The organism is Kocuria rhizosphaerae, from assembly GCF_044462265.1.
Lineage (GTDB): Bacteria > Actinomycetota > Actinomycetes > Actinomycetales > Micrococcaceae > Kocuria > Kocuria rhizosphaerae.
The window spans coordinates 47,920-74,803 of record NZ_JBISWL010000032.1 but is presented as its reverse complement, the minus strand read 5'-3'; the positions used below and the strand labels follow the sequence as shown (position 1 = coordinate 74,803).

Sequence of the window (26,884 nt, the reverse complement as noted above, 5' to 3'; positions counted from 1 at the left end):
CACCACGGTCCCGGTGCCCGGGGTGCGGCTCGAGGTCAGCCCTCGCTCAGTGGTGCCAGGCCCGGGTAGAGCGGGTGGTCCGCGGCCAGCCGCTGGACGCGTGCCCTGAGGGTGGACAGGACGGCCGGGTCGGCGCCCTCGGCGCCGTCCGCGGCCGCGGCGTCGGCGCCGGCGATGAGGGTCTCGGCGATGATGTCGGCGACCTCGGCGAAGGCCTCCGCGTCGAAGCCGCGGGTGGCCAGGGCCGGGGTGCCGATGCGCAGGCCCGAGGTGACCATCGGCGGGCGCGGGTCGAAGGGCACGGCGTTGCGGTTGACGGTGATCTCGACCTGCGCGAGCAGGTCCTCGCCCTGCCGGCCGTCCAGCGCCGAGCCGCGGAGGTCCACGAGCACCAGGTGCACGTCCGTGCCGCCGCTGACCACGGTGATCCCCCGGGACTCGACGTCCGGGGAGAGCAGGCGGCGGGCGAGGATCCTGGCGCCCTCGAGGGTCCGTTCCTGCCGGCGGCGGAAGTTCTCGCCGGCGGCGATCCTGAACGCCACGGCCTTGCCGGCGATCACGTGCTCGAGCGGGCCGCCCTGCTGACCGGGGAAGACCGCGGAGTTGAGCTTCTTGGCGATCTCGGCCTCGTTGGACAGGATCAGGCCGCCGCGCGGACCGGCCAGCGTCTTGTGCGTGGTGGAGGTGACGACGTGGGCGTGCGGCACCGGGCTGGGGTGCAGCCCGGCCGCGACCAGCCCGGCGAAGTGGGCCATGTCGACCATGAAGTACGCTCCGACCTCGTCGGCGATCGCGCGGAAGGCGGCGAAGTCCAGCTGCCGGGAGTAGGCCGACCAGCCGGCGATGATCAGCTGCGGGCGGTGCTCCCGGGCCAGCCGGGCGACCTCGTCCATGTCCACGGTGCAGGTGCTCTCCGCCACGCCGTAGGGCACGACCTGGTAGAGCTTGCCGGAGAAGTTCAGCTTCATGCCGTGGGTCAGGTGCCCGCCGTGGGCGAGGTTCAGACCCAGGATGGTGTCCCCGGGCTGGAGCAGCGCGTGCATGACCGCGGCGTTGGCCTGCGCCCCGGAGTGGGGCTGGACGTTCGCGAAGCCGGCGCCGAAGAGCTCCTTGACCCGGTCGATGGCCAGCTGCTCGATCACGTCCACGTGCTCGCAGCCGCCGTAGTAGCGGCGCCCGGGATAGCCCTCGGCGTACTTGTTGGTCAGCACGGAGCCCTGGGCCTGCATCACGGCCACGGCGGTGTGGTTCTCCGAGGCGATCATCTCCAGGCCCTCGCGCTGACGGCCGAGCTCCTGGTCGATCTGCGCGGCGACCTCGGGGTCGAGCTCGGCGAGGTCGGCGTTCTGGGTTTCGACGTCCTGCTGCGTCTCCGTGCTCATGCCTGGTCCTCCTGGGCCTGCGCGTACTGCTCGGCGGTCAGCAGCTCGCCCTCGTCGGTGACCTCGACGGTGAACAGCCAGCCCTCGCCGTAGGGGTCGGAGTTCACGAGCCCGGGGTCGTCGACGACGGCGTCGTTGACCTCGGCGACGGTGCCGGAGACCGGCGCGAAGAGCTCGGAGACGGACTTGGTGGACTCCACCTCGCCGCACACCTCGCCGGCGGTGACGGTGGAGCCGGCCTCGGGCAGGTCGAGGTAGACGACGTCGCCCAGGGCGTCGACGGCGACGGCGGACAGGCCGACCTTCACGGGGGTGGACTCGTCCACCCACTCGTGCTCGGCGGAGTAGCGCAGGTGGGACGGGATGTTGCTCATGGTCGGGATCCTTTCAACGGGTAGGACGACTCGACAGGTGGGGACGACTCGACAGGTGGGGACGACTCGACAGGTGGGGACGACGACGGGGCGGGCCCCGGTCACTCCCCGCGCTTGTAGAAGGGCAGGGCGACGACCGCGAACGGCACCGGCTTGCCGCGCAGGTCGACCTGCACCTCGGTGCCGGGCTCGGTGTGCTCGTTGTCGACGTAGGCCATGGCGATGGGGTAGCCCAGGGTCGGGCTGAGCGCCCCGGAGGTCACCTCGCCGACGACCGTCCCGTCCACGCTGATCGGGTAGTGGCCGCGGGCCGCACGGCGGCCCTCACCGCGCAGGCCGACCAGCTTGCGGGACACCCCGGCCGCCTTGCGGGCCTCCAGCGCAGGGCGGCCCACGAACTCCTCCTCCTTCTTGAAGGAGACGACCGGGCCGAGGCCGGCCTCGTACGGCGTGAGGTCCCGCGTGAGCTCCTGGCCGTAGAGCGGCATCCCGGCCTCCAGACGGAGGGAGTCGCGGCAGGCGAGCCCGCACGGGATCAGCCCGTGCCCCTGACCGGTCTCCAGGAGCGTCTTCCACAGCGGCGCGGCGTGGGCGTTGGGCACGTAGAGCTCGAAGCCGTCCTCCCCGGTGTAGCCGGTGCGGGCCAGCAGGACCTCGGTCCCGGCGACGGTGGCCGGCGCGGCGGAGTAGTACTTCAGGTCCGCGACGAGCTGCTGCTGCTCCGCGGGGACCAGCTCCTGCAGGACGGCCTGCGCGGCCGGGCCCTGGACGGCGATCAGGGAGGTCTCGGCGGACTCGTCGGCCACGGTCACGTCGAAGCCGGCGGCCCGCTCCTGGAGGGCGGCGAGCACGGTCGGGGCGTTGCCGGCGTTGGGCACCACCAGGTACTCGTCCTCGGCCAGCCGGTAGCTGATCAGGTCGTCGATGATCCCGCCCTCGGGGGTGCAGATCAGGGAGTACTTCGCCCGTCCCACGGCGATGGCGGCGAGGTTGCCGACCAGGGCGGTGTTCAGGAACGTCGCGGCGTCCGGGCCGGTGACCCGGATCTCGCCCATGTGGGAGAGGTCGAACAGGCCGGCGGCGGTGCGCACGGCGCGGTGCTCGGCCAGCTCGGAGCCGTACTTCAGGGGCATGTCCCAGCCGCCGAAGTCGGTGAAGGAGGCTCCGAGCGCGGCGTGCTCGTCGTGCAGGGCGGTGTGCTGGGACGTGGTGTCGGCGGTCATGTCGGTGCCTTTCGTTGCGGTGCCGGTCAGTTCTCGAAGGCCTCGGGGGCCGGGCAGGAGCAGACCAGATTGCGGTCCCCGGCGGCGCCGTCGATGCGGCCGACCGGCGGGAAGTACTTGTCCTGGCGCAGCTCGGGGACGGGGAAGGCGCCCTGCTCGCGGGAGTACCGGCGGTCCCAGTCGCTCGCGGCCACGACCTCGGCGGTGTGCGGGGCGTGGCGCAGCGGGCTCTCCTCGGCGCTGAACTCCCCGCGGGCCACCTGCTCGATCTCGGCGCGGATGGTGGCCATCGCGGTGATGAACCGGTCGATCTCGCCGAGGTCCTCGGACTCGGTCGGCTCGACCATCAGCGTCCCGGCCACCGGGAAGGACAGGGTCGGGGCGTGGAACCCGAAGTCGATCAGCCGCTTGGCCACGTCCTCGGCGGTCACGCCGGTGCGGGCGGTCAGGGCGCGCAGGTCCAGGATGCACTCGTGGGCGACCAGCCCGTTGTTGCCGGTGTAGAGCACCGGGTAGTGCTCGTTCAGCGCGGTGGCGACGTAGTTCGCCGTCAGCAGCGCCGTCTGCGTGGCCCGGGTGAGGCCCTCGCCGCCCATCATCGCGACGTAGGCCCAGGAGATGGGCAGCACGCCGGCCGAGCCGTACATCGTGGCCGAGATCGGCGCCCCGGCCGCCCGGGAGGCCTGGGCGCCGGTCGCGTCACCGGGCAGGAAGGGCGCCAGGTGCGCGGCCACCGCCACGGGCCCGACGCCGGGTCCGCCGCCGCCGTGCGGGATGCAGAAGGTCTTGTGCAGGTTCAGGTGGGACACGTCCCCGCCGAACTTCCCGGGCTGGGCCAGGCCGACCAGGGCGTTGAGGTTGGCCCCGTCGATGTACACCTGCCCGCCGGCGGCGTGGACGGCGTCGCAGACCTGGCGCACGTCGGCGTCGTAGACCCCGTGGGTGGACGGGTAGGTGACCATGATGGCGGCCAGCCGGTCGTGGTGGGCCTCGATCTTGGCGTCGAGGTCCGCGTGGTCGATCGTCCCGTCCGCGGCCGTCCTCACGACGACGACCTGCATGCCGGCCAGGACCGCGGAGGCGGCGTTGGTGCCGTGGGCCGACGCCGGGATGAGGCAGACGGTGCGCTGCCCCTCGCCGCGGGAGCGGTGGTAGTCGCGGATGGCCAGCAGGCCGGACAGCTCGCCCTGGGAGCCGGCGTTGGGCTGGAGGGACACGGCGGCGTAGCCGGTGATCTCCTCCAGGCGGCTCTCCAGGTCGGCGATCAGCGCGCGCCAGCCGGTGGTCTGGTGGGCCGGAGCCAGCGGGTGGATCGAGGCGAACTCGGGCCAGCTGATGGCGGCCATCTCGGCCGTGGCGTTGAGCTTCATGGTGCAGGAGCCCAGCGGGATCATCGTCCGGTCCAGGGCCAGGTCCCGGTTCTCCAGGCGCGTCAGGTAGCGCAGCATCTGCGTCTCGGAGCGGTGGGCGGAGAACACCGGGTGGGTGAGGAACTCCGAGCTGCGCCGCAGCTCCTCGTCGAGCTCGAAGCCGCGGGGTCCGGCGGCGACCTGCGCGGGCGCCTCCTGGACCCCGAAGGCCTCGGCGACGAGCACGAGGTGCTCGGGCCTGGTCGCCTCGTCGCAGGAGATGCCGACGTGGTCGGCGTCGACGAACCGCAGGTTCACGCCGCGGCCCTCGGCCGCGCGGACGACCTTCCCGGCCTGGCCGGTCACCCGCACGGTCAGCGTGTCGAAGAAGTGGCCGGAGACCAGGTCGAGACCGGCCCGGTCCAGGACGGTGGCCAGGGTCCGGGCGTGGTCGTGCACGCGGCCGGCGATGGCCCGCAGCCCCTCGGGGCCGTGGTGGACGGCGTACATGCCGGCCACGACGGCCAGCAGCGCCTGGGCGGTGCAGATGTTGGACGTGGCCTTCTCGCGGCGGATGTGCTGCTCGCGCGTCTGCAGGGCCAGGCGGTAGGCCGCCCGTCCCGTCGGGTCCTTGGAGACGCCCACGAGGCGGCCGGGCAGGTTGCGCTCCAGGCCGGGGCGCACCGCCATGTAGGCCGCGTGCGGACCGCCGAAGAACAGGGGGACCCCGAAGCGCTGGGAGGAGCCCACCGCGATGTCCGCGCCCTGCTCGCCGGGCGGGGTGATGAGGGTCAGGGCCAGCAGGTCGGCGGCGACCGTGACCATCGCCCCGCGCTCCTTGGCCTCGGCGATCACCGCGGCGTGGTCGGTGACCCGCCCGGAGACCCCGGGCTGCTGCAGGACCACGCCGGTGATCTCGCCCTCGGGCAGACCGGACCTCAGGTCGGCGACCTGCACGGCGAAGCCCAGCGCCTCGGCGCGGGCCCGCACCACGGCGAGGGTCTGCGGCAGGGCGTCGGCGTCCAGCACGATCGCGCCGTTGCCGCGGGCCTTGTTGGCCCGGCGCATCAGCAGCACCGCCTCGACGACCGCGGTCGCCTCGTCCAGCAGCGAGGCGTTGGCCACGGGCAGCGCCGTGAGGTCGGCGACCATGGTCTGGAAGTTCAGCAGCGCCTCAAGGCGTCCCTGGGAGATCTCGGCCTGGTAGGGGGTGTAGGCGGTGTACCAGCCCGGGGACTCCAGCACGTTGCGCAGGATCACCGGGGGCGTGTGGGTGTCGTAGTAGCCCTGGCCGATCATCTGCACGGCGGTGGTGTTGCGGCTCGCGTAGGCGCGCAGCTGCTCCAGCACCTCCTGCTCGCTGAGCGCCTCGGGCAGCTGCAGCGGGGTGCGCTGACGGATGTCGGCGGGCACGGCGGCGTCGGCCAGGGCGTCGAGGTCGGTGTAGCCCACGCGGTCGAGCATGCGCTGGGCGTCGTCGGGACGGGCACCGATGTGCCGGTCGGCGAAGACCGTCGTCGGGGACGTGGTCGTGGGCTGGATCGTCATGAGGAACTCCCGGGGGCTGCACGCCAGGTCGGCGTGGATCGGTTCGAGTTCCTCCCCGCTCTGTCTGGGACCTGAGAGATTCCGCGGCCGGAGGGCCGCTTGCACCGTCGGTGAGTCCGGCGCCGGGCGCCGGGCTGCTTTCCAGAGTTGCCGAACCGTGGTGGTACAGGGGCCTGAGAGTTTCCTGGGGAGGAATTGCTCCTACGGCGCCCGCCGGTGGGCGGGACTCTCCCACCACGATTCATTGGCTTTCTCAAGGGTAGCCCGGCTCACACGCGGCTGTCCACACCTCGCACTTCGGCGAGCCTGCCGGCAAGCCTGGGCGTACAGTGGCGACCGCGTCCCGAGATTGTGCCACCGGTCCCGGGGTGCCCAGATGTCACCGGGCGCTGGAGCTCCGCTTGGGCCCGCGAGCGCTGAGGCGGCGCGCCGCGTCCTCGAACATCGTCGTCATGGCGGCCTCCGCCGCCGTGGGCTGACTGTCCTTCATCCGCGCCAGGAGGATCCGCCGCTGCGGAACCTCCCCCGAGAGCGGGATGACGCGCACGTCGTCGCGCAGCACCGTCAGCGCGAGACGCGGGACGAGCGCGACGCCCACCCCGACGGCGACCATGGCCTGGGCCTCCTGGTAGTCGTTCGCCTCGTAGGCCACGCGAGGCTGGAACCCGATGGAGTTGGCGGCCCGGACGAGCACCTCGATCATCGGGTGTTCGCCCGTGCGCACGACCCACATCTCGTCGAGCAGTTCGGACATCGCGACCGATTCGCGCGAGGCGAGCGGGTGCGACAGGGAGACGACGAGGTCGGTCGGATCGTGGAGCAGATGCTGCACGTCGACCTCCGGGACCTCCAGGCGGGACCACTGGTAGTCCCACAGGAGACTCATCGAGATGTCCCGGGTCGAGAGCATCTTCAGCAGGGCGTCACGCCGGGTGCTCCGTACCGACAGCTCGATCAGGGGATGCTCGCGCGCGAACTTGCTGATGGCCAAGGGCACCAGCGAGGAGCCGGCCGTGGGGAACGTCCCCATGCGCAGGGTCCCGGCCCGGAGGCCGGCGATGTCGTCCAGCGAGTACTGCAGGGACACGAGGCGGCCGCGGATCTGCTCGGCGTGCTTGACCACCGCTTGTCCGGCATCGGTTAACACGATGCCGCGACTGTGGCGCTGGAGTAAAGGCTGCCCGGCCTCGGTCTCGAGCTTCCGGAGCTGTTGGGAGATGGCGGACACCGAGTAGCCGAGAGCCTCGGCGGCGAGAGTCATCGTGCCGAAGGAGGCCACGTCGGCGAGCAGCAGGACGCGTTCTGTGCTGGAGGGTTTGATCATGATTGAAGTATAGCTTCAGTAGCTGTACAGAAGTGTGATCTTGCTTAACCTTTCGACCCCCCTGAGACTGAGTGTGTCGGAGATCTCACCACGAGGTCGGGCAGTTCGGAGAGGTTGATCTATGCACATTCCAGCGGTCGTGATGCGCGGCGGGACCAGCAAGGCACTGTTCTTCCACGAGAAGGACCTGCCGGTGGACCCCGCCCTGCGTGACGCGTTCATCCTGGCGGCCATGGGCAGCCCCGATCCCTATCGTCGGCAGATCGACGGACTCGGTGGTGCGGTGTCCACGACGAGCAAGGTGGCGATCATCGGCGACGGCACGGCGTACGGCGTCGACGTCACCTACGAGTTCGGGCAGGTGAGCCTGGACCAGCCGCTGGTGGACCGCCGCAGCAACTGCGGGAACATCTCCTCGGCTGTCGGGCCCTTCGCCGTCGACGAGGGACTGGTGGAGGCCACCGACCCCGTGACGCTCGTGAGGTTCCTCAACCTCAACACGAACAAGGTCATCGTCGCCCACGTCCCGACGAGGAACGGGCGCTTCGACCCCATCGGCGACTTCGAGCTCGCGGGTGTCCCCGGACGCGCGTCCAGGGTGCAGATGGACTTCGTGAGCCCCGGCGGGGCCGTGACCGGGAGGCTGCTCCCCACGGGCTCCGTGGTCGACGAGCTGACCCTGCCGGGGCTGGGGACGATTCCCGTCTCCATCGTCGACGCGGCCAATCCGCTGGTGTTCGTCCGCTGGGAGGACCTGGGCCTGACGGGCCTCGAGGTGCCGGCCCAGGTGGATGCCGATCCGGCGTTGCTGGCCAGGATCGAGTCGGTGCGAGCCCAGGCCTCCGTGCTGGCGGGCATCACCGCCACCGTGGAGGAGGCGACCCGGGAGGCGCCGTCGGTTCCCAAGCTCTCCCTGGTCGGCGCCCCGAGGGAATACGTCGCGACCAACGGGCTGACCGTCCGCGCGGAGGAGAGCAGCGTGCGGGCGATGATGATGTCGATGGGCCGCGTCCACAACTCCTACCCGTTGACCGGGGCGATCGCGACCGCGGTCGCGGCCAATGTGCCCGGGACGCTGGTCCACGATGTCGCGAGCCCCGACGACGGGGAATTCGTCATCGGTCATCCCGCAGGGCTGCTGGTGATGACCGCGGACGTCGAGCACGACGGAACCGAGTGGCGGGCCAACAGCGCCTCCGGCTTCAGGACCTCACGGCGGCTGATGGAGGGCCAGGTGCTCGTCCCCGACGAACGACTGGCCGTGTAGCACTCGCCGGTCCGAGCAACTCCCCTGAACTGCGATATGAACGGCGGTGTCACAGCCGCTCCCTACACAAGAGGTGACAGATCATGATCATGAACATCAAGAAGCACACCGTTGCGGCTGTGGCCGCCACGTCGGCCCTGCTGCTCGGGGCGTGCGCCGCTCCCGACCAGAGCGCCGCGGGCGGCCAGGGAGACGGCGGCATGCCCTCCTCGGTCACCCTGAAGGTGCCCTACTCGGCCGGCGGCGGGACCGACACCTGGGCGCGGTTCGTGGCGCCCTACCTGGAGGAGCACGTGGAGGGCAACCCCCGCTTGATGGTCGAGAACGTTCCCGGCGGCGAGTCCGTCACGGGGTCCAACGAGTTCGTGCACTCCGGCGGAACCAGCGGCGAGAGCCTCCTGGTCACGTCGGGCACCACCTACTTCCAGGCGCTGCTCGGCCAGCCCGGGGTCGAGTTCGACTTCGCCGAGATGATCCCGTTGATGCTCAACGGAACGGGCGGCGTGGTCTACGTGAACTCCAGCACCGGGATCGAGAGCGCCGAGGACCTCGTCGACTACACCGACACCCTGTCCTACGGCGGGATCAGCGCGACCGGCCTCGACCTGACCCTCCTGCAGGCCATGGACGTCCTGGACGTCGACATCGAGTCGACCTTCGGGTTCGAGGGCCGTGGTCCTGCGCGGCTGGCGCTGGAGCGCGGCGAGGTGAACCTCGACTACCAGACGACCTCGGCCTACAAGACCCAGGTGGAGCCCCTGGTGGAGTCGGGGCAGGCCGTCCCGCTGTTCAGCTTCGGCGTCCTCGAGGACGGGGAGATCGTGCGCGACCCCGCACTGCCCGACCTCCCGACGCTGGAGGAGGTCTACGAGAACATCCACGGGGAAGAGCCCTCCGGGGAGGCCTACGAGGCGTACCGGGCCTTCCTGGTGCCGGGCTACGTCTACCAGAAGGGCATCTGGGCGAACGAGGGCACTCCGGAGGAGATCGTGAGCGCCTTCCGTGACGCGGCGACCGAGGTCGCCGAGGACGAGGAGTTCGTCAGCGCCGGCGAGGACGTGCTCGGCGGATACCCGCTCGTCTCCGGGGAAACCGCGGAGGAGGACCTGCGCGAGTCCTTCCAGATCGAGGACTCCGTCCGTCAGTACACCCTCGACATGCTCGAGAGCGAGCACGGCGTGACGGTGGACGGCCAGTAACCACCCCGTGCCCGCCCGGTCCGGGCGCACCCGGTCGCACCGGGTGCGCCCGGACCGGCCTCAGCCCCCTGTTCCCCCGCTCGGAAGGACGTCATGAAGCCCACGGTGTTGATCATCGACGACAGGGAAGGGCTGATCGGGGCGTCCCCCGGTGCCGGGCGTCTTCGCGACCTCGCCGACGTGCGGGTCGTCCCCGGTTCGCTGGACGAGCTCGACGACGCGTACCTGAGCACCGTGCAGGTGCTGATGGCGGTGCGCGAGCGCACCCCCTTGGGGGCCGATGCCCTGGGGCGGCTGCCCTCGCTCGAGCTCCTGCTGCAGACGGGCGGGCACGCCTACCACGTGGACGGCGACCACCTGGCCGGACGCGGCATCCCGGTCACCCTCATGCGCAGGGCGTACGGCCCCCGGGCCGCGGTTCCCGAGCTGACGTTCGCCCTGGCCGTCGCGGCGCTGCGCATGCTCCCCGCGGCACACGCCTCCATGGTGGACGGGCAGTGGCGATCCTTCACCGGCCGGACGCTCCGGGGCAGGACCATGGGCATCCTCGGGTACGGCAGGCACGGGACCAACGTCGCCCGCCTCGCCCGGGCCTACGGCATGGACGTCGTCGTCTGGCGGAGGGACCCCGCGAAGGTGGTGTCCGACGGCGTCGCGCTCGCCGATCTGGACACCGTGCTCGAGGTCAGCGACGTGCTGAGCGTGCACCTGAGGCTCAGCGACGAGTCCCGGGGCCTGCTGGACGGGCCACGCCTGCAGCGGATGAAGCCGGGATCGCTGCTCATCAACACCGCGCGCGGGGCGATCGTCGACGAGTCGGCCCTGGTCGACGCCCTGGTCTCCGGTCCGCTGTCGGCGGCCGGGCTGGACGTCTTCGCGCAGGAGCCGCTGCCTCCCGGCTCTGCGTTGCGGGGCCTGCCCAACGTCGTGCTCACCCCGCACATCGGCTGGACCGTGGAAGAGGTGCTGACCGAGTTCGCCGAGATCGCCGCCGACCAGCTGGAGGCGTTCCTCACGGTCGGCCTGGCCAGGGACGAGCTGCTGGATCCCGCGGTACGCCTCCGTGGCGACGCCATCGGGACGCTGCGATGACCGTGCGGCCCGCGGGAGCCGTACGACCGGCGTGAGGGAACGAGGCCGCGGGTCGCGGCCCGCCGGTGCGGACGCCGTCAGGAGCGCCCTCCTGCTCCTGGGCGGCGGCGCTCTCGGGGCGGGAGCGCTCACGGTGCTGCACGTGCCCGCCGGCGCCCTCATCGGGGCCGTCAGCGGTGCCATGGCGGTGAACGCCCTCGCCGACCGCCGCCGCGCACGGCCGACGACGCGCCGCCGCGCCCCGGCGGCGCACGTGAGGGCCCTGCCGAAACCTCTGCGGGTGACGGGGCAGGTGCTGCTGGGCGTGGTCGCGGGATCCCAGCTGACCGGCGACACGCTGCGCCTCCTGCTCGGCGCCGGCGTCCCGGTGCTCGCCTATGTCGCCGCTCTCCTGGGCAGCACCGCACTCCTGGCGAGGTACCTGTTCACCAGGCACCGGATGGACCCGCTGACCGCCGTCATGTCGGCGGCCCCCGGCGGGGTCAGCGAACTCCTCGTCTCCGCGGAGCGCCGGGGAGCCGAGCTCCACGTGGTGCTGACCATCCACATGTTCCGGGTCCTCACGGTCGTGCTCCTCGTCCTGCCGGTGCTGGTCGTCGCCCTGGAGGCCGGATGACCCTCGAGCTGCTGGCCGTGCTCGCGGGCGGCATGGCCGGCGCCGCGGCCGGGCGTCTCGTCCGGCTGCCCATGTGGCCGGTCACGGGAGCGATCCTGGGCTCCGCGGCCGCCACCATGGTGTTCTCCGTCTCGGCCACCGTGCCGCACGGGCTCGGCTTCACGGCTCAGGTGCTGGTGGGCACCGCCGTGGGGGCGGCCGTGCTGCCCGGATTCCGGCGGGAGCTCCGCCGTCTTCTGGCGCCGGCCGTGATCGTCACCTCACTCCTGGTGTCCGTGGGCATCGGTGGCGCATGGGTGGTCATCGCGTGCGGACTGCTGGAGCCGAGCGCGGCCCTGCTGGGCATGGTGCCCGGTGGCGTGGGCGAGATGGTGGCGGCCAGTGCCGCCCTCCGGGCGGACAGCGCCCTCGTGGCGGGGCTGCACATCGTGCGACTCCTGCTGAGCCTGTGGACCCTCCCCGTGCTGATCCGGTGGGCTTCCGGGTGGACGCGCCGCGATCCGGGCCCCTCGGACAACACTTAAGTGGACCTTCACGCACATCTGCAGTCCTGGGGAATGGCGTGAAGGAACGTGCCGGCGCTGCCACCCCCTTGCGGTGGAGCGTGTTGTTCACGGCCAGGATGGCCTGCCCGGTGCCGGGCCACGCTGTCCCCGGTGCCGGTCAATTGAAGTATTGCTTCACGACTTCTGTAGAAATTGGCACATCCTTAACTCACACAGTTGCCTCTGGGGTCGCTACTGTGGGCTGAGTCACCCGGGCGCGTCCCGGTGGCTCGGGTGCGAGAGGAACTCTCCGTCCCCACCGTCGTCGGCCTGAGAAGTGCCGGAACATCCGAAAGGAAGGTCCACCCGTGGTAGATGCAGCCTTCAGCGCACTCGGGTCGTTCCTCGACCCGAGCATGTTGCTCTTTCTCCTGATCGGGGTCATCGCAGGCCTGGTCATCGGAGTGATCCCAGGACTCGGTGGAACCGGCGCCGTCGCAGTGCTGCTGCCCTTCGTGTTCGTTCTCGAGCCGGCCCCGGCGATGGCGCTGATCATCGGCGCCGTCGCGGTCGTGCACACCTCGGACACCGTGACGTCGGTCCTGATCGGCATACCAGGTTCCGCGTCGGCGTCGGTGCTGCTCCTGGACGCGCACCAGATGGCGAGGAAGGGGCAGGGCGCGAGGGCGCTGTCGATCGCCTTCCTGTCCTCGATGGTGGGCGGGCTCATCGGCATCGTCGCCCTGACCCTCGCCATCCCGATCGCACGGCCCCTGGTGCTGTCCCTGGGCTCGCCGGAGATCTTCATGCTGACCGTCCTCGGTATCGCCCTGACGGCCATGCTCTCCAAGGGGCACGTGCTGAAGGGCCTCATCGCGGGTCTGTTCGGCCTCCTGCTGGCGCAGGTCGGTGGGGCGCCGACGTCTCCCGAGTACCGGTACACGTTCGACACGCTGTTCCTCACCGAGGGACTCGGCCTCGTGGCGGTGGCCCTCGGCATCTTCGGCGTGGCCGAGGTCATCTCCCTGGTCGCCCGGAGGCAGGCGGTCTCGAGCGTCGAGAGCATCGGCTCGGGCTGGGCCGCCGGGGCCAGGGACGTCCTCACCCACTGGGTCCACGTCGTCCGTGGGTCACTGGTCGGGGTGATGGTCGGCATCCTGCCCGGCGTCGGCGCGACCGCCGGGTCGTGGATGGCGTACGGTCAGGCCCAGGCCACCGCGCGCGGCAAGAACAAGAACACCTTCGGCACGGGGGACCCGCGCGGTGTCATCGCCCCCTCGGCCGCCGGCAACTCGGTCGAGGCCGGTGCCCTGATCCCGACGCTGCTCTTCGGCATCCCGGGAGCGGCGCCCTTCGCCCTGCTCCTGGGCGCCCTGCTCATCTTCGGCATCGAACCGGGACCGCGGATCCTCACGAACAACCTCGACATCGTCTACGTCATCGTGTGGTCGTTCGCCATCGCGAGTGTGGCCGGTGCGCTGTTCTGCTTCCTGCTGGCCAAGCCCCTGGCGAAGCTGAGCTTCATCCGCTTCCCGCTGCTGGCCGCCGCGATCATCCCCATCCTCTTCATGAGCGGCTTCCAGGAGCCCCTCGAGCTGCAGGTCTTCTGGGTCATGCTGGCGCTGGGCATCGTGGGCTGGATCATGAAGACCTTCGACGTGCCCCGCGCGCCCTTCCTGATCGGCTTCGTCCTGGCGCTGCCGCTCGAGCGCTACTACTTCCTCACCGCCAACCTCTACGACTTCGGCGAATGGGTGACCCGGCCCGCGGTCATGGTCATGATCGCCATCCTGGTGGTTCCCGCGGCCGTCAACCTGATCCAGAAGCTCCGGGGGAAGGTCGACGTGGAGGGCATGGTCCGCGAAGGCGCGGAGTCCGGGGAGTCGGTCGCCCCGACCGTCTGGTACCCGGTCGTCACAGCCGCGTTCCTCGTGGTGTTCGTCGTCGGGTTCGTCATGGCCCAGTCCTTCTCCGAGGCCGCAGGCATGTTCCCCAAGCTCGCCACCGGGATCGGAGCCATCCTCTCCGCCGTCGCGCTCGTCATCGACATCCGCAACCACCGTGTCGCCAGGCGGCTCGACGTCCGTCCGGACCGGCTGGCGTGGCGGGAGACGCTGCGCACGGTGGGACTGTCCCTGCTGTGGATCCTCGGCTACATCGTGATCGTCTACGTCTTCGGGATGCTCGTCGGGACGGTGCTCTTCGTCCCGGTGTTCCTGTGGCTGGTCGCCAAGGCGCGCATCCGCACGATCATCGTCTACCCACTCGTCGTCCTCGGCTTCCTCCTGGTGCTGCAGGAGTACGCGCAGATCGTCATGCCCATCGGCTACATCTACCTGGGCATCTGACCGGACTCGAGAGGACACCCGATGAATGCGACTGACGCGGAGCCGTCGGCGGCCGCGGCGCCGTCCAGGACGCTGACCGTGACGATCATCCCCGGAGACGGGATCGGTCCCGAACTGACCCGCAGCGCGGTCAGGGTCATGGACGCGGCGTGCGCCATGACCGGCCTCGACCTCGACGTGACCGAAGAACGGGCGGGCGCCGGAGTGTACCGCGAGACCGGGGCCGCCCTGCTCCCCGGCGCGCTGGACCGGCTCCGAGCCGGGGACGGGGTGCTGAAGGGACCGGTCGGCCTGCCGGAGGTGCGCAGACCGGACGGCACCGAAGGCGGTCTCCTCGGAGGACTGCTCCGGAACGGGCTCGACACGTTCGCCAACGTCCGCCCGGTGCGACTTCTCCCCGGGGTCCGAGCCGCCACGACAGCCGGAGCCGGCTCCATCGACTACGTGATCGTGCGTGAGAACACCGAGGGCCTCTACCTGTCGCGCGGCGCCGGAGTGCGCACCCACCACGCGGCCGCGGACCAGATGCTGATCACCCGTGCCGGCACCGAACGAGTCGTCCGGTTCGCGTTCGAGCAGGCGCTACGCCGCTCGGGAGCCCCGCGTGACGGCGTCCGGCGCGTGACCTGCGTGGACAAGAGCAACGTGCTCCGCAGCTTCGCCCTGTTCCGGGAGGTCTTCGACGAGGTGGCCGCGGAACACCCGGACGTCGAGGCCGACCACTACTACGCCGACGCGGCCGCGCATGCGCTGGTGACGGAGCCGGACCGGTTCGACGTGCTCGTGATGGAGAACTTCCTCGGCGACGTCCTGAGCGACCTGGGGGCCGGAACGGTCGGAGGACTGGGCATGTGCCCGTCAGGGAACATCGGCACGGACGCCGCCTACTTCGAACCCATCCACGGCAGCGCCCCGCTCATCGCGGGCCGGAACCTCGCCAACCCCACGTCCCAGATCCTCAGCGCGGCCATGCTCCTGCGGCACTGCGGACAGGCGGAGGCCGCCCGGCTCGTCGAGTCCGCGGTCGAGGGCGCATTCGCCGAGGGCCACATCACCATCCTCCCCACGGGATCGCCCGCCGCCGGCACGGAAGCCGTCACGGACGTGGTGCTCGAGCACCTCGCATCCGCCGCGCGAGCCCGCGGCGGGACACCCGACATGCCGACTACTGAGCCGACTACTGAAAGGAAGAGAAGATGAGCATCGTCCTGGCCCATGTGCCGAACGCCCTCGGCGAAACCGCGCTCCGGTTCGCCATCAATGAGGCGTCCGTCCACCACACCAAACTGGTGGTGGTCAATTCGTCCCGGGGCGGGGCACTCGGTGACCCCCACCTGGCCTCGCAGGAGCAGCTGGACGAGCTGCGCGACCTCGCGACCCAAGCCGGCGTCGAGGTCGAGGTCGAGCAGCCGATCCGCAACGAGGACCCGGACTTCGAGGTCATCGACGCCGCGACGAGGCACGACGCCATCATGATCGTCCTCGCCGTCCGCCGCCGCTCGACCGTGGGCAAGCTGGTGATGGGCAGCACCGCCCAGCGCATCCTCATGGAGGCCGACATCCCCGTCGTCGCCGTCAAACCGGCCGTTCCCCGGCCGACCCGTCACTGACCTGTGCCCGTCACACCACCGGACCAGCCGTATTCGATCAGGAGAGCACGCATGACCAGGAACTCATCGCAGGACAACGGCCACATCGACGTGATCGTCGTGGGCGGGGGGAACGCCGGTTTCTCCGCCGCGCACGCGGCGGCGGAACGGGGCCGCTCCGTGGTCCTCCTCGAGAAGGGGGAGGAGGACATGGCCGGCGGCAACAGCTACTACACCGCAGGGGCCACCCGGATCTCCCACGCCGGCTTCGACGACATCCGCGATCTGGTCGAACCGGACGACCGCCACGCCGCGACCGAGGTGCCGCCCTACTCTCCGGAGGAGTACGCGGCGGACCTGGCCAAGGTGACGAACGGGAAGAACTATCCGGACCTCACGGAGGTGCTCGTCACCGAGAGCCAGCCGACCCTCAGGTGGCTGCACGGACTCGGTCTGAAGTACCGCCTGATGTACGAGCGCCAGGCCTACGAGCGACCGGACGGCGGGTATCTCTTCTGGGGAGGCCTGCACATCGGCAACGTGGGCGGTGGCGAGGGGCTCATCGCCGACCACACCCGCGTGGCCCACGAGCTGGGCATCGACCTCCGCTACGGCCACGACGTGACCGGTCTGGTGACCGAGGACGACAAGGTCGTGGGCGTGACCTACAGCAACTCCGCCGGGGACATCGGTGAACTGCGCGCCGAATCCGTGGTGCTGGCCGCCGGTGGCTTCGAGACGAACCCCGAGCTCCGGCGCCAGCACCTGGGGCGGGGGTGGGAGAACGCCAAGGTGCGGGGCACCCCCTACAACGACGGCTCGCTCCTGCAGTCGGCTCTCGAGCTCGGGGCCGCCCCGGGGGGTGACTGGAGCACGTGCCACAGCGTCCAGTGGGACGCCTTCACCGAGAAGAACGAGAGCAACCGTGAACTCACCAACCGGCTCACGCGAGGGGGGTATCCGCTCGGCATCATCGTGAACACGGAGGGGCGGCGCTTCCTCGACGAGGGCGCCGACTTCCGCAACTACACCTACGCCAAGTACGGGGCGGAGATCCTCAAGCAGCCGGGGTCGATCGCCTACCAGGTCTTCGACGCCACGCAGCGCGCTCTGCTGCGGAGCGAGGAGTACGACATGCCCGGCATCTCCGTGGAGAGCGCGGACTCGATCGAGGGGCTGGCGCGCAAGATCGGAGTGGACCCGTCCCGGCTGTCCACCACCGTCGACGAGTTCAACGCGTCCATCGACCTCGACGTCACATGGGACCCCACGGTGAAGGACGGCCGGAGGGCGGATGTCGAGCCGCCGAAGAGCAACTGGGCCGCGCCCCTGGAGACGGGGCCGTTCTACGCCTTCGCCGTCACCTGCGGGATCACGTTCACCTTCGGGGGGCTGAAGTCCGACACGCACGGTCGCGTGCTCGGGTCCGACGGCGAGTCCGTCGACGGTCTCTTCGTCTGCGGTGAGATGCTGGGTGGCCTGTTCAGCGAGAACTACCCGGGTGGCACAGGGCTCGCCGCGGGAATGGTGTTCGGCCGCCGAGCCGGCCTGCTCGCCTGAGCCGCATCCTCCGAAGCCGTCCGGGGGACGGGGCGAGGGCGCATCGTGGTCCCGGTACGTCCCAGCGTGCTGCCGGGGCCCGGCGCGCGCGCGTCGTGCCCTCCGGGGAGTCTCCGAGGTGGCTGGCTCCTCCTGTCCCGCCTTCCCCTCCTGGGCCGCCTCCGGTGAGGCGAGCCGGTCGTCATCCGCGGAGGTCCTCGCCGTCGGGGCCGGGGCCTGCTTCGAGGTCCCCGGGCGGGTCGACGTCGAGGTCCTCCTCATCGGGACCGAGGTCCTCCCGCAGGGGCCCGCTCCTCTTCGCCGGGTCGGCGTCGGTGCGCCCGGCGAAGGCGCCGGTGAGTGGTTCGCCGGGTGACTGGCTCATGCGCTGTCCTCTTCCTCATGGTGACGGGCGGGGCCCTGCGAGCCCCATTCTGGCCAAGGCCGGGCCGTCGCGGAAGGGAGCGGCTCGACGTGTCGCGGCGAGTCGAGGTCGAGGCACCGCGCGGCTCCACGAGATCGGCGGGCCGGCCGGGTCGATCGCGCGGGCGTCGGCTGCCGGGCCGAGGTCGGTGCGCGGGAGGCGTCCGTCAGGCTCGTCGTCGTGACACCGAGCCGGTGGTCGTCCGAGAGGCGCTGTCCCGCCGGTGCGGGACGAGTCCTGGGCGCGTGGCGATGCGTCGCCGGCACTTCTCCCGGAACCGCCGCGGAACTGCCGGGCAGTGGTGACATCCTGCGACGAACAACTCGTGGCCGGCTCCGGGGAACCTAGGCTGTTCGCATCAGGGAAGGTTCAGAGCAGGGGAGAACATCATGGATCAGCAGGACCCGAACCACGTGCCCGAGTCCGAGGGGGGAGCCCGGGGAAGCCACTCCCAGGCGCCGGCCTACGGCCGTCCGCAGGACGACGGGAACGCCCAGGGGTACGGGACCCGGCACGGCGAGGCTCCTGGTCCCAGCGGCTACGGTCAGCCGCAGCAGGGCTACGGGGGCCAGCAGGGCTACGGCCAGCCCGGCTACGGGCAACCCCAGCAGGGCTACGGCGCTCAGCAGGGCTATGGACAGCCCGGCTACGGCGGGCCGCAGCAGGGCTACGGCCCGTCCGGGTACGGCCAGCCGCAGCAGGGCTACGGGTATCAACCGGGCTACGGCGGTCAGCCGGGTCACGGCGCGCCGGGGAGCGCTCCCTACGGGTATCAGAACGCTCAGGGGCGGGCCGGCGCCCAGCCCGGGGTGCCCGTCGGCTTCGTCGAGGCCGTCAAGCGCTTCTACGCGAAGTACGCGCAGTTCTCCGGCCGGGCCAGTCGCTCCGAGTACTGGTGGGTCGCCCTCTACCTCGGCGCGATCTACCTGGTGCTGTCCCTGTTCATGGCGGCCGGCACGGACCAGTACGGGGAGCTCAGCGGCTTCGGGATGCTGATGACGGCTGTGCTCGTCATCTTCGGGCTGGCCCACGTCGTGCCCGCGATCGCGATCGGAGTGAGGCGTCTGCACGACGCCAACTTCTCCGGATGGTTCTACCTGCTGAGCCTCATTCCGTACGTGGGCGGGCTCGTGCTGCTCGTGTTCATGGTCCTGCCCCCGAAGCCCGAGGGCGCTCGTTTCGACCGCTGAGCCACCGCGCCCCACGCAGGCTGTGCCGGCCTTCCCGGATGGATGGCGGAGCGGCCCGGTCGCCGCGGACGGTCCGGCGCGGATCGCCGGCACGCCGCCGGGTCACCCGCTCCGGGAGGGGCGTCCCGCCCGGACGGGCTCGTGGGCGGTCCGGGCCGCGTCGTCGTCGTGCGCTCGGGCCTCGTCATCGGTGACGAGGAGGTCGTCCACGGTCGGGGGCTCCGCCTCGGGCTCGACCGTGGTGGACAGGGCCTTCTCCTTGACGAAGCACAGCAGGACGGCCGCGGCCAGGGCCAGCGGCGCGATCCACAGGTAGATCGGGGTGAGGGCGTCGCTGTAGGAGGCGACCACGGGGCCCCGCAGCGCCTCGGGCAGGGACCGCACGACGGCCGGGGTCAGCGAGTTCGCCCCGCCCGAGGCGCCCTCCAGCGCGGCGGTGGGCACCCGCTCGTTCAGCAGCGAGGTCAGGCGGCCGGCGAAGACGCTGCCCACGACGGCCGAGCCGAGCGTCGCCCCGATCTGGCGGAAGAAGTTGTTCGACGCCGTGGCGGTGCCGACCTCCCGCAGCGGGAAGGTGTTCTGCACGATCAGGACGAGGATCTGCATCGACAGACCCAGCCCCAGGCCGAGCACGCCGATCCAGAGGCAGACGCGCCACACCTCCTGCTCCTCGCTCAGGGTCGAGAGCAGGGCCAGTCCCCCGGCCACCACCACGCTGCCGACGATCGGGAGCGTCTTGTACCGCCCCGTCCGGCTCACCATCCGGCCGGAGACGACCGAGGAGATCAGCAGAGTGCCCATCATCGGGACCATCAGCAGGCCCGACGACGTCGCGTCCACGCCGAAGACCATCTGCAGGTACGTGGGCATGTAGCCGAGGGCCCCGAACATGGCCACGCCGATGAACAGGCCCGCCACCGTCGTGAGGACGAAGTTGCGCTCCCGGAACTGGTGCATGGGGATGATCGGCTCCGCGGTGCGCCGCTCCACCAGCACGAAGGCGGTGCCGGTCAGGACGGTGCCGCCGATCAGGGCCAGGATCACCGGGTCCGTCCACTCGTACGTGCCGCCGCCCCAGGTGGCGAAGAGCACCAGGCAGGTGGTGGCCGCGGCCAGCAGCGCCATGCCGAACACGTCCAGACGGGGCCGGCCGGGCCGGCGGGGCAGCTTGAGGAAGAAGACCGCTCCGGCCAGGGCGAGCAGGCCCAGGGGGACGTTGATCCAGAACACCCAGCGCCAGCCGGGTCCCTCCGTGAACCAGCCGCCCAGCAGCGGCCCGATCACCGAGGCCACGGCGAACACCCCGCCCATCACGCCCATGTACTTCCCGCGCTCGCGGGCCGGGACGACGTCCGCGATGGCGGCCTGGGAGAGGATGAGCAGCCCGCCGCCGCCGAGTCCCTGCACGGCGCGGGCGGCGATGAGCACGCCCATGCTGTTCGCCAGGGCGCCGATGACCGAGCCGATCATGAAGATCACGATCGCGGCCATGAGCAGCGACTTGCGGCCCATCAGGTCGCCGAGCTTTCCGTAGACCGGCATCATGATGGTCGACGCCAGGATGTAGGCGGTGATCACCCAGAGCATCTGCTCGACGCCGTCGAGCTCCCCGACGATCGTGGGCAGGGCCGTGCTGAGCACCGTCTGGTTCAGGGCGGCCAGCAGCATCGAGAGCATCAGCCCCACGAAGAGCAGCGCGAGGTGGCGGGAGCCGGTGCCCGTGGTGCCGGTCCGCCTGGCGGCCTTCCGGGCCGCCCTCCTCGCGGCTCGGGTGCCGGCCTTCGTGCCGGTCCTCGACCTGGTTCTCGTGCCGGCCTTCGTGGTGGTCGGCCTGCGGCTCACGCGAGCCTCCGCTCGAGCCGGTGGAAGAGGTCGAGCGCGGACTCGTGCTCCTCGGGCGTCAGCCCCGCGGCGGGGGAGTGGTGGGCAGAGCTGATCGCGAAGTGCAGCGGTACCCCGGCGAGCAGGACGAGCATGCGCGCGGCCTCGTCGACGTCGTGCTCCCCGAGCCCGTCCGCCCACCGCGGATCCGCCGCGAGCAGGTCGACCAGGGCACGGCGCACGAGTTCCTCGGCCTCGGTGGTCAGCTCCCGGCGCCGCAGGGCCAGCTGCGGGTACTCCCGCAGGAGCTCCCGGCGCCGCGAGGCGTCCCCGCCCGCGTAGGCGCTGCGCGCGACCGCCAGCAGCAGGCGGGAGACCTGTCCGAGCAGGTCGTGCTCCGGGGAGAAGTCCTCGAGCAGCGCGGGGTCCAGCGCGGGGGCGCGCATCCCGAGGATCGCGTCCTCCTTGGTGCGGAAGTAGTTGAAGAACGTCCGCGGGGAGACGCCGGCCGCCTCGGCGACGGCCTCCACGGTCGTGCCGTCGGTCCCGCGCTCGACGACGAGAGCCGCGGCGGCCTCGTGGATGGCGGCCCAGGTCTCGGCCTTCTTGCGGGCTCGAAGGGACGAAGGGGCGGTGGGGTGCATGGATGCATTATTGCAGTTCTGCACAAAATGCACCACGGCAAGAAGTTGGCGTCGTGCGCGGGGCCCCTCGCGTGGCGGTGCGCGTGCGTGCTCGACGGCTTCGGCCGCCGCCCCGGGCCGGCGCGGCTTCGGACCTTCGCCTCCCGCCCCCGGGGGGCACCCCGGCCGGGTTCAGGTCAGGCTGCCCGGAACCCGCGGCGGCCCGTTGCCGTGGTCGGGCGGTGACTGAGGTGGTGGCCGGCCAGGTAGTACCAGCAGGGCCACGCGAGCCAGGCCGTCGCTCCCAGGGCGATCCCGGCCCCGCCGAGGCCCCACCGGATCCAGCCGGGGGCCCGCTCGACGGCCGCAAGTCCTGCCAGGGGCAGCCCGAGCAGGAAGGACCCGCCGATGGACCGTCCCAGGCGCGCCAGACCGCGGGGGTAGCCCGTGTTCCTCATGAGTGACCTGTGTGCCTGCACGAACCACACGGCCTGGGCAGCAATGGCTCCGATGGAGATGGCTGTCGAGACGCCGAAATCCAGCCGCTTGAACACCAGGAGGAAAGAGCTCGCCGAACCCGCGGCACACGCTGTGACCACCAGCCATTTCCCTACCGCGGAGCCCGGCGTGTCCTCGAGGCGCCGGTGGACCTGCAGGATCACGGGGATGACCACCAGGTTGAAGACACCGCCCGATGCGTCGTTGATAGTGCCGAAGACGTAAGGCCCGTTCTTGGGCACTTCGACGGCGTACATGGCCCCGAGCGTCGCCACGCCGACAACGCCCACCCCCGCTGCGGCATAGGCGAACGTGGCGGCCGCGCGGTCCCCGGGCATCTCGATCAACGTGTCCATAATGCTCCTTCGACCGAGGCCGACCGCAGAAGAACTCTTCCGGGATCTCACGGACCTGACCGTGGATTCCCTCAGGCTACTCTTGCTCCGGCGTGTCGCCCATGGGTGCCTTCGCGCACAGTTTTCCTGAGCTGCCACGGATCCGCCCGCAGCTGCCGAACGGCGGGCGTGACGCCGGCTCCGTGCGCTGTCGGGCACATCGGCCTGGGTGGGACGGTGCTGGTGGGCCGCGCGGCATCCGGCGGGGTCAATGGTGTGCCTCGGATCCTCGCCGAGGCCGACCTCGTGCGACGGTGGCGGACCGACCGCGCTCGACAGGTCGGATCCGGCCGCCGTCGTCGTTGGAAGGGGCGCCCGCCGACTCAGGCCGCCGTGACGAGTTCCGTCCGGTCGGTGTACTCGAGACCGTGGGCCTCGCTCACGGAGCGGTGGGTCACGTGGCCGGCGGCGGTGTTCAGGCCGGCGGCCAGGGCGGGGTCGGCGGCCAGGGCGGCCGCCACGCCCTTGTCGGCCAGGGCGACCACGTAGCGCAGCGTGACGTTGGTCAGCGCGTAGGTGGAGGTGTTCGGCACCGCGCCGGGCATGTTGGCCACGCAGTAGAAGAGGGTGTCGTGGACCCGGAAGATCGGGTCCTCGTGGGTGGTGGGCCGGCTGCCCTCGAAGCACCCGCCCTGGTCGACCGCGATGTCCACGAGCACGCTGCCCGGCTTCATCCTGGCGACCATCGCGTCCGTGACGAGCTTGGGGGCCCTCGCGCCGGGGATGAGCACGGAGCCGACGACGAGGTCCGCCTCGGTCACGGCGCGCTCGATCTCGAGCGCGTTGGAGGCAATGGTGGTCAGCCGCCCGGCGTACTGGGCGTCGAGGACGCGGAGGCGGTCGACGTCGATGTCGAGGATGCTCACGTCCGCGCCCAGGCCCACGGCCATGGCGGCGGCGTTGGTGCCGGCCACGCCGGCCCCGATCACGGTGACCTTCGCCGGGCGCACACCGGGCACTCCGCCCAGCAGCACGCCCTTGCCCCCCGCGGGGGCGGTCAGTGCCGCGGCGCCGGCCTGCACGGAGAGCCGCCCGGCCACCTCGCTCATCGGGGCCAGGAGGGGCAGGCGGCGGTCGGCGGTCTGGACCGTCTCGTAGGCGATCGCCGTGACCCCGGCCTCGAGCAGAGCGGCGGTGAGCTCCGGCTCGGCGGCGAGGTGCAGGTAGGTGAACAGGACGAGGCCCTTGCGGAAGCGGTGGTACTCGGCGGCCACGGGCTCCTTGACCTTCAGCACCATGTCGGCCCGCGCCCACAGCTCGTCCGCGTCGGCCACGAGCTGCGCGCCGGCGGCGGTGTAGTCGTCGTCGGAGATCCCGGAGCCGAGGCCCGCGCCGGACTGGACCAGCACCTGGTGGCCCCGGCCGCGCAGCTCGTGCACGCCGGAGGCGGTGATCGCCACGCGCCGCTCGTTGTTCTTGACCTCGGTGGGGACGGAGATGATCATGGTGGGCCTTCCGCAGGAAATCTCAATGGGATGTCTCCAGGCTAGAATTTCCACCAACATCCGTGGGCCCATCTGAAGAATCTTCGGAAAGTCGTGCCGAACTGGAGGAATGATGGAAAAGGTGACCCCTGTCACACCGACCGCGCCGAAGGATCTTCGTCCCGCCCCGGAGCTCGACGACCTGGACCGGCGGCTGCTGACCCTGCTGCGCGAGAACTCCCGGATGACGAACCAGGCGCTGAGCGAGCGGCTCGGGATCGCCCCGTCCACCTGCCTGGCGCGGATGAAGACCCTCCAGCGCACCGGGGTGATCCGCCGGTTCACGGTGGAGGTGGACCCGCGGGCGCTGGGCCGGGGCATCGAGGCGCTGATCAGCGTGCGCCTGCGCGCCGGGGCCCGCCACCTGATGTCCTCGTTCAGCGAGGGCCTCAAGGAGGTCCCCGAGGTCTCGCAGTTCTTCTTCCTGGCCGGCGCCGACGACTTCCTCATCCACGTGGTCGCCCGCGACACCGACCACATCCGCCAGTTCGTCCTGGAGCACCTGTCCTCGAACCAGGCCGTCGCGGCCACCCAGACGAGCCTCGTGTTCGAGCACGTCCACGGCTCCGCGGAGCTGTGACGGCGCGGGCGACGCCGGGGCCGCCTGCGCGGAGGGGGCCGGGGTCAGAGCGCCTGGACCAGCACCAGCACCGCCGCCAGCGCGGAGGCCACAAGGCCCGTCCGGCGCACGAACTCACGGTCGATCCGCCCGTTGACCACCCCGGAGACCGCGAAGCCGAGCAGCATGGCCGGGGCCAGGACGCCCGCGAAGGCCAGCGTCCGCGCGTCGAGGGCTCCCACGGCGATCAGCGCCGCCAGGGACATCAGGGCGCCGACCAGGAAGAACGCGCTCATCGTGCCGCGCATCCGGGCGCGCGAGGACCCGTGCCAGACGAGGGCCATGGGCGGGCCGCCGATGGACGTGGCCGTCCCCAGGAGGCCGGAGGCGGCTCCGGCCACCGCGACCGCGGCCGGGCGTGGCTTCGGCTGCCAGCCGCACGCGCCCAGCAGCACGGCGAGCAGGACCGTCCCGGCGAGGACCAGGGCGAGCATCCGCGGTGGCAGGGCGGCGACCAGCAGGGCGCCGGCGGCCGTGCCGGGAATCCGCCCGGCCAGCGCCCAGCCCGTGCCGCGCAGGTCCACGGCGGTGCGGTCCCTCAGCACGCCGAGCACGGTGAGCCCCGTCGCGAGGAGGATGATCGAGCCCGGCAGGAGCGACGGGTCGAGCAGGGCGATCACCGGTGCCGCCAGCAGGCCGAGGCCGAACCCGATCGCACCCTGGAGGCAGGACGCCACGACCACCACGAGCCCCACGAGGGCGAGTTCCACGCCGGTCATTCGTCACCTTCTGGTCACTCAGGAGGGGTGCGCGGGCTGCGCCCCGGATGCCCTCACTGTGACACGACTGCGCATTTCGCGCAATTTTGAGCCGCGGCAGGACGGGGCAGTCCGCCGTCGTGCGCGGGGAAGTGCGCAGTTCTGGCCGCTCGTTCTGCGCGTTTGCGGGACGGGAAGGCTCCTTGGGGTCGGGCTGGGGCTCGCGCCGGAGCGGGACCGCCGGGACCCAGTGTTGCGCAGATCACGCAACTGTGTCAGGATCCTACTCATAACGCGCAAACAGGTGACCGACATCACGTCGGCACGGCCTGGCCGCGCACCATCAGATTGCACCCGTCGCGGCATCCACGAACGTCCGCCCAGGGTGACGTTTCGCAAGGAGGCGGACTTTGTCGACGCAGACCACAGCCGAGCCGACGACCGGCCGGCAGCAGCAACCGGAGCAGCACGCCATTCCCCGCGGCCTCGGCCTCGTCACGTCGCTGGGCCCGGGGCTCGTCCTGGCCATGACGTTCCTGGGCACGGGCGACCTCGTCAGCTCCTCGGTGTCCGGCGCCAACTACGGCTACGCGCTGCTCTGGACGCTCGTGCTCTCCCTGATCGCCCGAACCTTCATCATCTCCGCGATCGCCAAGTACACCCTGATGAATCGGTTCGGGGACACCCAGATCCTCGAGGGCTTCAAGCGCATCCTGCCCTGGCTGCCCGGCCTCATGGCCGTGGTCGTGCTGATCGCCGGCTTCGTCACCCAGGCCACCTTCCTCAAGGCCTCCGCCATCGGGCTCTACCAGCTGACGGGAGGGAGCTGGGGCGGCTCGTGGGGCAACTTCATGTGCGCCCTCGTGGTCATGGCGGTGACGCTGTTCATGGTCACCCGGAGGCGGAGCTTCGTCATCCTCGAGTACTTCGCGCGCATCGCCTCGGTCCTCATGATCGGCGCGTTCGTCTACGCCCTCTTCCAACTGGGGCACATGGACGTGGCCGGCTTCGTCCGCGGCATGGCCTTCGAGATGCCCGCCAACTCCCTGGACAGCGCGTTCGCCCCCATCGTGGTGGCCAGCGCGACCATCGGCACCATCGCCGGCAACATGCCGAACATGCTCTACTCCGGCTTCATGAAGGACAAGGGCTGGGTCGGCCCGCGCTACCGCAGGATCCAGCAGCTCGACCTCATGGTCGGCATGGCGCCGCTGCTGCTGATCAATCTGCTCTTCTGGATCGTCGCCGCCGAGTTCTCCCGCGAGAATCCCGGATTCGTGATCAACTCCGAGGCCGACCTGTCCGGCATGATGGGCCTCATCGTCGGACCCCTCGGGCCCGCCCTGCTGTGGCTGTGCATCTTCCTGGCCGCCATGACCAGCTTCCCGCCCCAGTCCCGCGGTTTCGCGCAGCTGGCGATCAACGGCCTCCACCTCTGCACGAGCGGCGGCCAGAAGTACCTGGGCGGCAAGGACGAGCAGGACCCCCTGTTCAAGCGGATCCAGATCGGGCTGTTCATCCTCCTGCCGCTCGTGGCATCCCTGCCGGCGGCCCCGAACCTCATCGCCCTGAACATCGTGGGCACGAGCGTCTCCACGGTCCTGAGCCTGCCGTTCATCGTGATCGGGATCCTGGTGCTCACCGGCAGCAAGAAGTTCATGGCCGACTACGCCGTGAACACCTGGTGGCAGACCGCGCTGCTGGCGCTCCTGGGTGTGATCGCGGTCGTGGTCGGCTTCCAGATCGCCATGAACATCCCGGACATGTTCGCCGCCGCCTTCTCCGGCCAGTAGCAGC

General features: G+C 71.0%; 23 protein-coding genes and 1 riboswitch. Of the genes, 12 read left to right on the top strand and 11 right to left on the bottom strand.

What is annotated here, in order from left to right:
• Positions 1 to 35: 35 nt before the first annotated feature.
• The 5 genes from glyA to ACH9EU_RS04145 form a co-directional block, all read right to left on the bottom strand.
• On the bottom strand, positions 36 to 1,382 hold the full coding sequence (glyA, locus tag ACH9EU_RS04165; RefSeq protein ID WP_396412679.1) for a serine hydroxymethyltransferase: 1,347 nt from the start codon (positions 1,380 to 1,382) through the stop codon (positions 36 to 38).
• Positions 1,379 to 1,756 carry a glycine cleavage system protein GcvH gene (gcvH, locus tag ACH9EU_RS04160; protein ID WP_396412678.1) on the bottom strand — a complete coding sequence of 126 codons (378 nt, stop codon included), beginning with the start codon at positions 1,754 to 1,756 and terminating at the stop codon, positions 1,379 to 1,381. The genes glyA and gcvH overlap by 4 nt, the downstream gene beginning before the upstream one ends.
• A 101-nt stretch (positions 1,757 to 1,857) precedes the next feature.
• Positions 1,858 to 2,979, bottom strand: coding sequence for a glycine cleavage system aminomethyltransferase GcvT (gene gcvT / locus ACH9EU_RS04155; protein WP_396412677.1), 1,122 nt, complete (start codon positions 2,977 to 2,979; stop codon positions 1,858 to 1,860).
• Between the two features lie 26 nt (positions 2,980 to 3,005).
• Positions 3,006 to 5,876, bottom strand: a complete 2,871-nt coding sequence (gene gcvP, locus ACH9EU_RS04150; protein WP_396412676.1) for an aminomethyl-transferring glycine dehydrogenase — start codon at positions 5,874 to 5,876, stop codon at positions 3,006 to 3,008.
• A 151-nt stretch (positions 5,877 to 6,027) separates the two neighbouring features.
• Positions 6,028 to 6,120, bottom strand: a riboswitch (glycine riboswitch).
• 135 nt (positions 6,121 to 6,255) lie between these two features.
• Positions 6,256 to 7,200 (bottom strand): LysR substrate-binding domain-containing protein, encoded by a 945-nt coding sequence (locus ACH9EU_RS04145; protein ID WP_396412675.1) that lies wholly within the window; start codon positions 7,198 to 7,200, stop codon positions 6,256 to 6,258.
• 121 nt (positions 7,201 to 7,321) lie between these two features.
• On the opposite strand from ACH9EU_RS04145, the gene ACH9EU_RS04140 reads away from it, so the two are divergent.
• The 9 genes from ACH9EU_RS04140 to tcuA all read left to right on the top strand — a co-directional run bounded on the left by ACH9EU_RS04140 (position 7,322) and on the right by tcuA (position 17,356).
• Positions 7,322 to 8,467, top strand: coding sequence for a 2-methylaconitate cis-trans isomerase PrpF family protein (locus ACH9EU_RS04140; protein WP_396412674.1), 1,146 nt, complete (start codon positions 7,322 to 7,324; stop codon positions 8,465 to 8,467).
• 83 nt (positions 8,468 to 8,550) lie between these two features.
• Positions 8,551 to 9,666: a hypothetical protein gene (locus ACH9EU_RS04135; RefSeq protein ID WP_396412673.1), complete on the top strand. Its 1,116-nt coding sequence runs from the start codon at positions 8,551 to 8,553 to the stop codon at positions 9,664 to 9,666.
• Positions 9,667 to 9,759: 93 nt separating this feature from the next.
• Positions 9,760 to 10,758: an NAD(P)-dependent oxidoreductase gene (locus ACH9EU_RS04130; RefSeq protein ID WP_396412672.1), complete on the top strand. Its 999-nt coding sequence runs from the start codon at positions 9,760 to 9,762 to the stop codon at positions 10,756 to 10,758.
• 31 nt (positions 10,759 to 10,789) lie between these two features.
• Positions 10,790 to 11,374: an AbrB family transcriptional regulator gene (locus tag ACH9EU_RS04125; RefSeq protein ID WP_396412671.1), complete on the top strand. Its 585-nt coding sequence runs from the start codon at positions 10,790 to 10,792 to the stop codon at positions 11,372 to 11,374.
• Positions 11,371 to 11,898, top strand: a complete 528-nt coding sequence (locus ACH9EU_RS04120) for an AbrB family transcriptional regulator (protein ID WP_396412670.1) — start codon at positions 11,371 to 11,373, stop codon at positions 11,896 to 11,898. The genes ACH9EU_RS04125 and ACH9EU_RS04120 overlap by 4 nt, the downstream gene beginning before the upstream one ends.
• Before the next feature lie 329 nt (positions 11,899 to 12,227).
• On the top strand, positions 12,228 to 14,207 hold the full coding sequence (locus ACH9EU_RS04115) for a tripartite tricarboxylate transporter permease (RefSeq protein WP_396412669.1): 1,980 nt from the start codon (positions 12,228 to 12,230) through the stop codon (positions 14,205 to 14,207).
• Between the two features lie 21 nt (positions 14,208 to 14,228).
• Positions 14,229 to 15,407 carry an isocitrate/isopropylmalate family dehydrogenase gene (locus ACH9EU_RS04110; RefSeq protein ID WP_396412668.1) on the top strand — a complete coding sequence of 393 codons (1,179 nt, stop codon included), beginning with the start codon at positions 14,229 to 14,231 and terminating at the stop codon, positions 15,405 to 15,407.
• A complete protein-coding gene (locus ACH9EU_RS04105; RefSeq protein ID WP_396412667.1) occupies positions 15,404 to 15,817 on the top strand; it encodes a universal stress protein in 414 nt (137 codons plus the stop codon). The genes ACH9EU_RS04110 and ACH9EU_RS04105 overlap by 4 nt, the downstream gene beginning before the upstream one ends.
• Positions 15,818 to 15,868: 51 nt before the next feature.
• A complete protein-coding gene (gene tcuA, locus ACH9EU_RS04100; RefSeq protein WP_396412666.1) occupies positions 15,869 to 17,356 on the top strand; it encodes an FAD-dependent tricarballylate dehydrogenase TcuA in 1,488 nt (495 codons plus the stop codon).
• A 181-nt stretch (positions 17,357 to 17,537) separates the two neighbouring features.
• On the opposite strand, the gene ACH9EU_RS04095 is transcribed toward tcuA, so the two are convergent.
• The gene (locus ACH9EU_RS04095) at positions 17,538 to 17,720 is read right to left on the bottom strand and encodes a hypothetical protein (protein WP_396412665.1); all 183 of its coding nucleotides are present in this window, start codon (positions 17,718 to 17,720) and stop codon (positions 17,538 to 17,540) included.
• Between the two features lie 428 nt (positions 17,721 to 18,148).
• On the opposite strand from ACH9EU_RS04095, the gene ACH9EU_RS04090 reads away from it, so the two are divergent.
• A complete protein-coding gene (locus ACH9EU_RS04090) occupies positions 18,149 to 18,949 on the top strand; it encodes a DUF805 domain-containing protein (RefSeq protein ID WP_396412664.1) in 801 nt (266 codons plus the stop codon).
• Positions 18,950 to 19,051: 102 nt separating this feature from the next.
• Here the strand turns inward: ACH9EU_RS04090 and ACH9EU_RS04085 are convergent, their stop codons facing one another.
• The 4 genes from ACH9EU_RS04085 to ald form a co-directional block, all read right to left on the bottom strand.
• On the bottom strand, positions 19,052 to 20,791 hold the full coding sequence (locus ACH9EU_RS04085; RefSeq protein ID WP_396412663.1) for a DHA2 family efflux MFS transporter permease subunit: 1,740 nt from the start codon (positions 20,789 to 20,791) through the stop codon (positions 19,052 to 19,054).
• Complete coding sequence (locus tag ACH9EU_RS04080; protein WP_396412662.1) at positions 20,788 to 21,414, bottom strand: TetR family transcriptional regulator; 627 nt, start codon at positions 21,412 to 21,414, stop codon at positions 20,788 to 20,790. Before ACH9EU_RS04080 ends, ACH9EU_RS04085 begins: the two co-directional genes overlap by 4 nt.
• 176 nt (positions 21,415 to 21,590) lie before the next feature.
• Positions 21,591 to 22,247, bottom strand: a complete 657-nt coding sequence (locus tag ACH9EU_RS04075; protein ID WP_396412661.1) for a hypothetical protein — start codon at positions 22,245 to 22,247, stop codon at positions 21,591 to 21,593.
• A 362-nt stretch (positions 22,248 to 22,609) separates the two neighbouring features.
• Positions 22,610 to 23,731 carry an alanine dehydrogenase gene (ald, locus tag ACH9EU_RS04070; protein ID WP_396412660.1) on the bottom strand — a complete coding sequence of 374 codons (1,122 nt, stop codon included), beginning with the start codon at positions 23,729 to 23,731 and terminating at the stop codon, positions 22,610 to 22,612.
• A gap of 121 nt (positions 23,732 to 23,852) precedes the next feature.
• On the opposite strand from ald, the gene ACH9EU_RS04065 reads away from it, so the two are divergent.
• Positions 23,853 to 24,350, top strand: coding sequence for a winged helix-turn-helix transcriptional regulator (locus ACH9EU_RS04065; protein WP_396412659.1), 498 nt, complete (start codon positions 23,853 to 23,855; stop codon positions 24,348 to 24,350).
• Between the two features lie 44 nt (positions 24,351 to 24,394).
• Here ACH9EU_RS04065 and ACH9EU_RS04060 read toward each other — a convergent pair whose 3' ends face one another.
• On the bottom strand, positions 24,395 to 25,108 hold the full coding sequence (locus ACH9EU_RS04060) for a TSUP family transporter (RefSeq protein WP_396412658.1): 714 nt from the start codon (positions 25,106 to 25,108) through the stop codon (positions 24,395 to 24,397).
• Positions 25,109 to 25,497: 389 nt separating this feature from the next.
• On the opposite strand from ACH9EU_RS04060, the gene ACH9EU_RS04055 reads away from it, so the two are divergent.
• Positions 25,498 to 26,880 (top strand): Nramp family divalent metal transporter, encoded by a 1,383-nt coding sequence (locus ACH9EU_RS04055; protein WP_396412657.1) that lies wholly within the window; start codon positions 25,498 to 25,500, stop codon positions 26,878 to 26,880.
• The last annotated feature ends 4 nt before the right edge of the window (positions 26,881 to 26,884 follow it).

Bases quoted from the DNA above. Each gene is read 5' to 3' on its own strand.
- ACH9EU_RS04135 (WP_396412673.1), top strand. From the start codon at position 8,551: ATGATCATGAACATCAAGAAGCACACCGTTGCGGCTGTGGCCGCCACG.
- ald (WP_396412660.1), bottom strand. From the start codon at position 23,731: ATGATCATCTCCGTCCCCACCGAGGTCAAGAACAACGAGCGGCGCGTG.
- gcvP (WP_396412676.1), bottom strand. From the start codon at position 5,876: ATGACGATCCAGCCCACGACCACGTCCCCGACGACGGTCTTCGCCGAC.
- ACH9EU_RS04110 (WP_396412668.1), top strand. From the start codon at position 14,229: ATGAATGCGACTGACGCGGAGCCGTCGGCGGCCGCGGCGCCGTCCAGG.
- ACH9EU_RS04090 (WP_396412664.1), top strand. From the start codon at position 18,149: ATGGATCAGCAGGACCCGAACCACGTGCCCGAGTCCGAGGGGGGAGCC.
- glyA (WP_396412679.1), bottom strand. From the start codon at position 1,382: ATGAGCACGGAGACGCAGCAGGACGTCGAAACCCAGAACGCCGACCTC.
- ACH9EU_RS04105 (WP_396412667.1), top strand. From the start codon at position 15,404: ATGAGCATCGTCCTGGCCCATGTGCCGAACGCCCTCGGCGAAACCGCG.
- ACH9EU_RS04060 (WP_396412658.1), bottom strand. From the start codon at position 25,108: ATGACCGGCGTGGAACTCGCCCTCGTGGGGCTCGTGGTGGTCGTGGCG.
- ACH9EU_RS04130 (WP_396412672.1), top strand. From the start codon at position 9,760: ATGAAGCCCACGGTGTTGATCATCGACGACAGGGAAGGGCTGATCGGG.
- tcuA (WP_396412666.1), top strand. From the start codon at position 15,869: ATGACCAGGAACTCATCGCAGGACAACGGCCACATCGACGTGATCGTC.
- ACH9EU_RS04120 (WP_396412670.1), top strand. From the start codon at position 11,371: ATGACCCTCGAGCTGCTGGCCGTGCTCGCGGGCGGCATGGCCGGCGCC.
- ACH9EU_RS04080 (WP_396412662.1), bottom strand. From the start codon at position 21,414: ATGCACCCCACCGCCCCTTCGTCCCTTCGAGCCCGCAAGAAGGCCGAG.
- ACH9EU_RS04075 (WP_396412661.1), bottom strand. From the start codon at position 22,247: ATGGACACGTTGATCGAGATGCCCGGGGACCGCGCGGCCGCCACGTTC.
- ACH9EU_RS04145 (WP_396412675.1), bottom strand. From the start codon at position 7,200: ATGATCAAACCCTCCAGCACAGAACGCGTCCTGCTGCTCGCCGACGTG.
- gcvT (WP_396412677.1), bottom strand. From the start codon at position 2,979: ATGACCGCCGACACCACGTCCCAGCACACCGCCCTGCACGACGAGCAC.
- gcvH (WP_396412678.1), bottom strand. From the start codon at position 1,756: ATGAGCAACATCCCGTCCCACCTGCGCTACTCCGCCGAGCACGAGTGG.
- ACH9EU_RS04095 (WP_396412665.1), bottom strand. From the start codon at position 17,720: ATGAGCCAGTCACCCGGCGAACCACTCACCGGCGCCTTCGCCGGGCGC.
- ACH9EU_RS04140 (WP_396412674.1), top strand. From the start codon at position 7,322: ATGCACATTCCAGCGGTCGTGATGCGCGGCGGGACCAGCAAGGCACTG.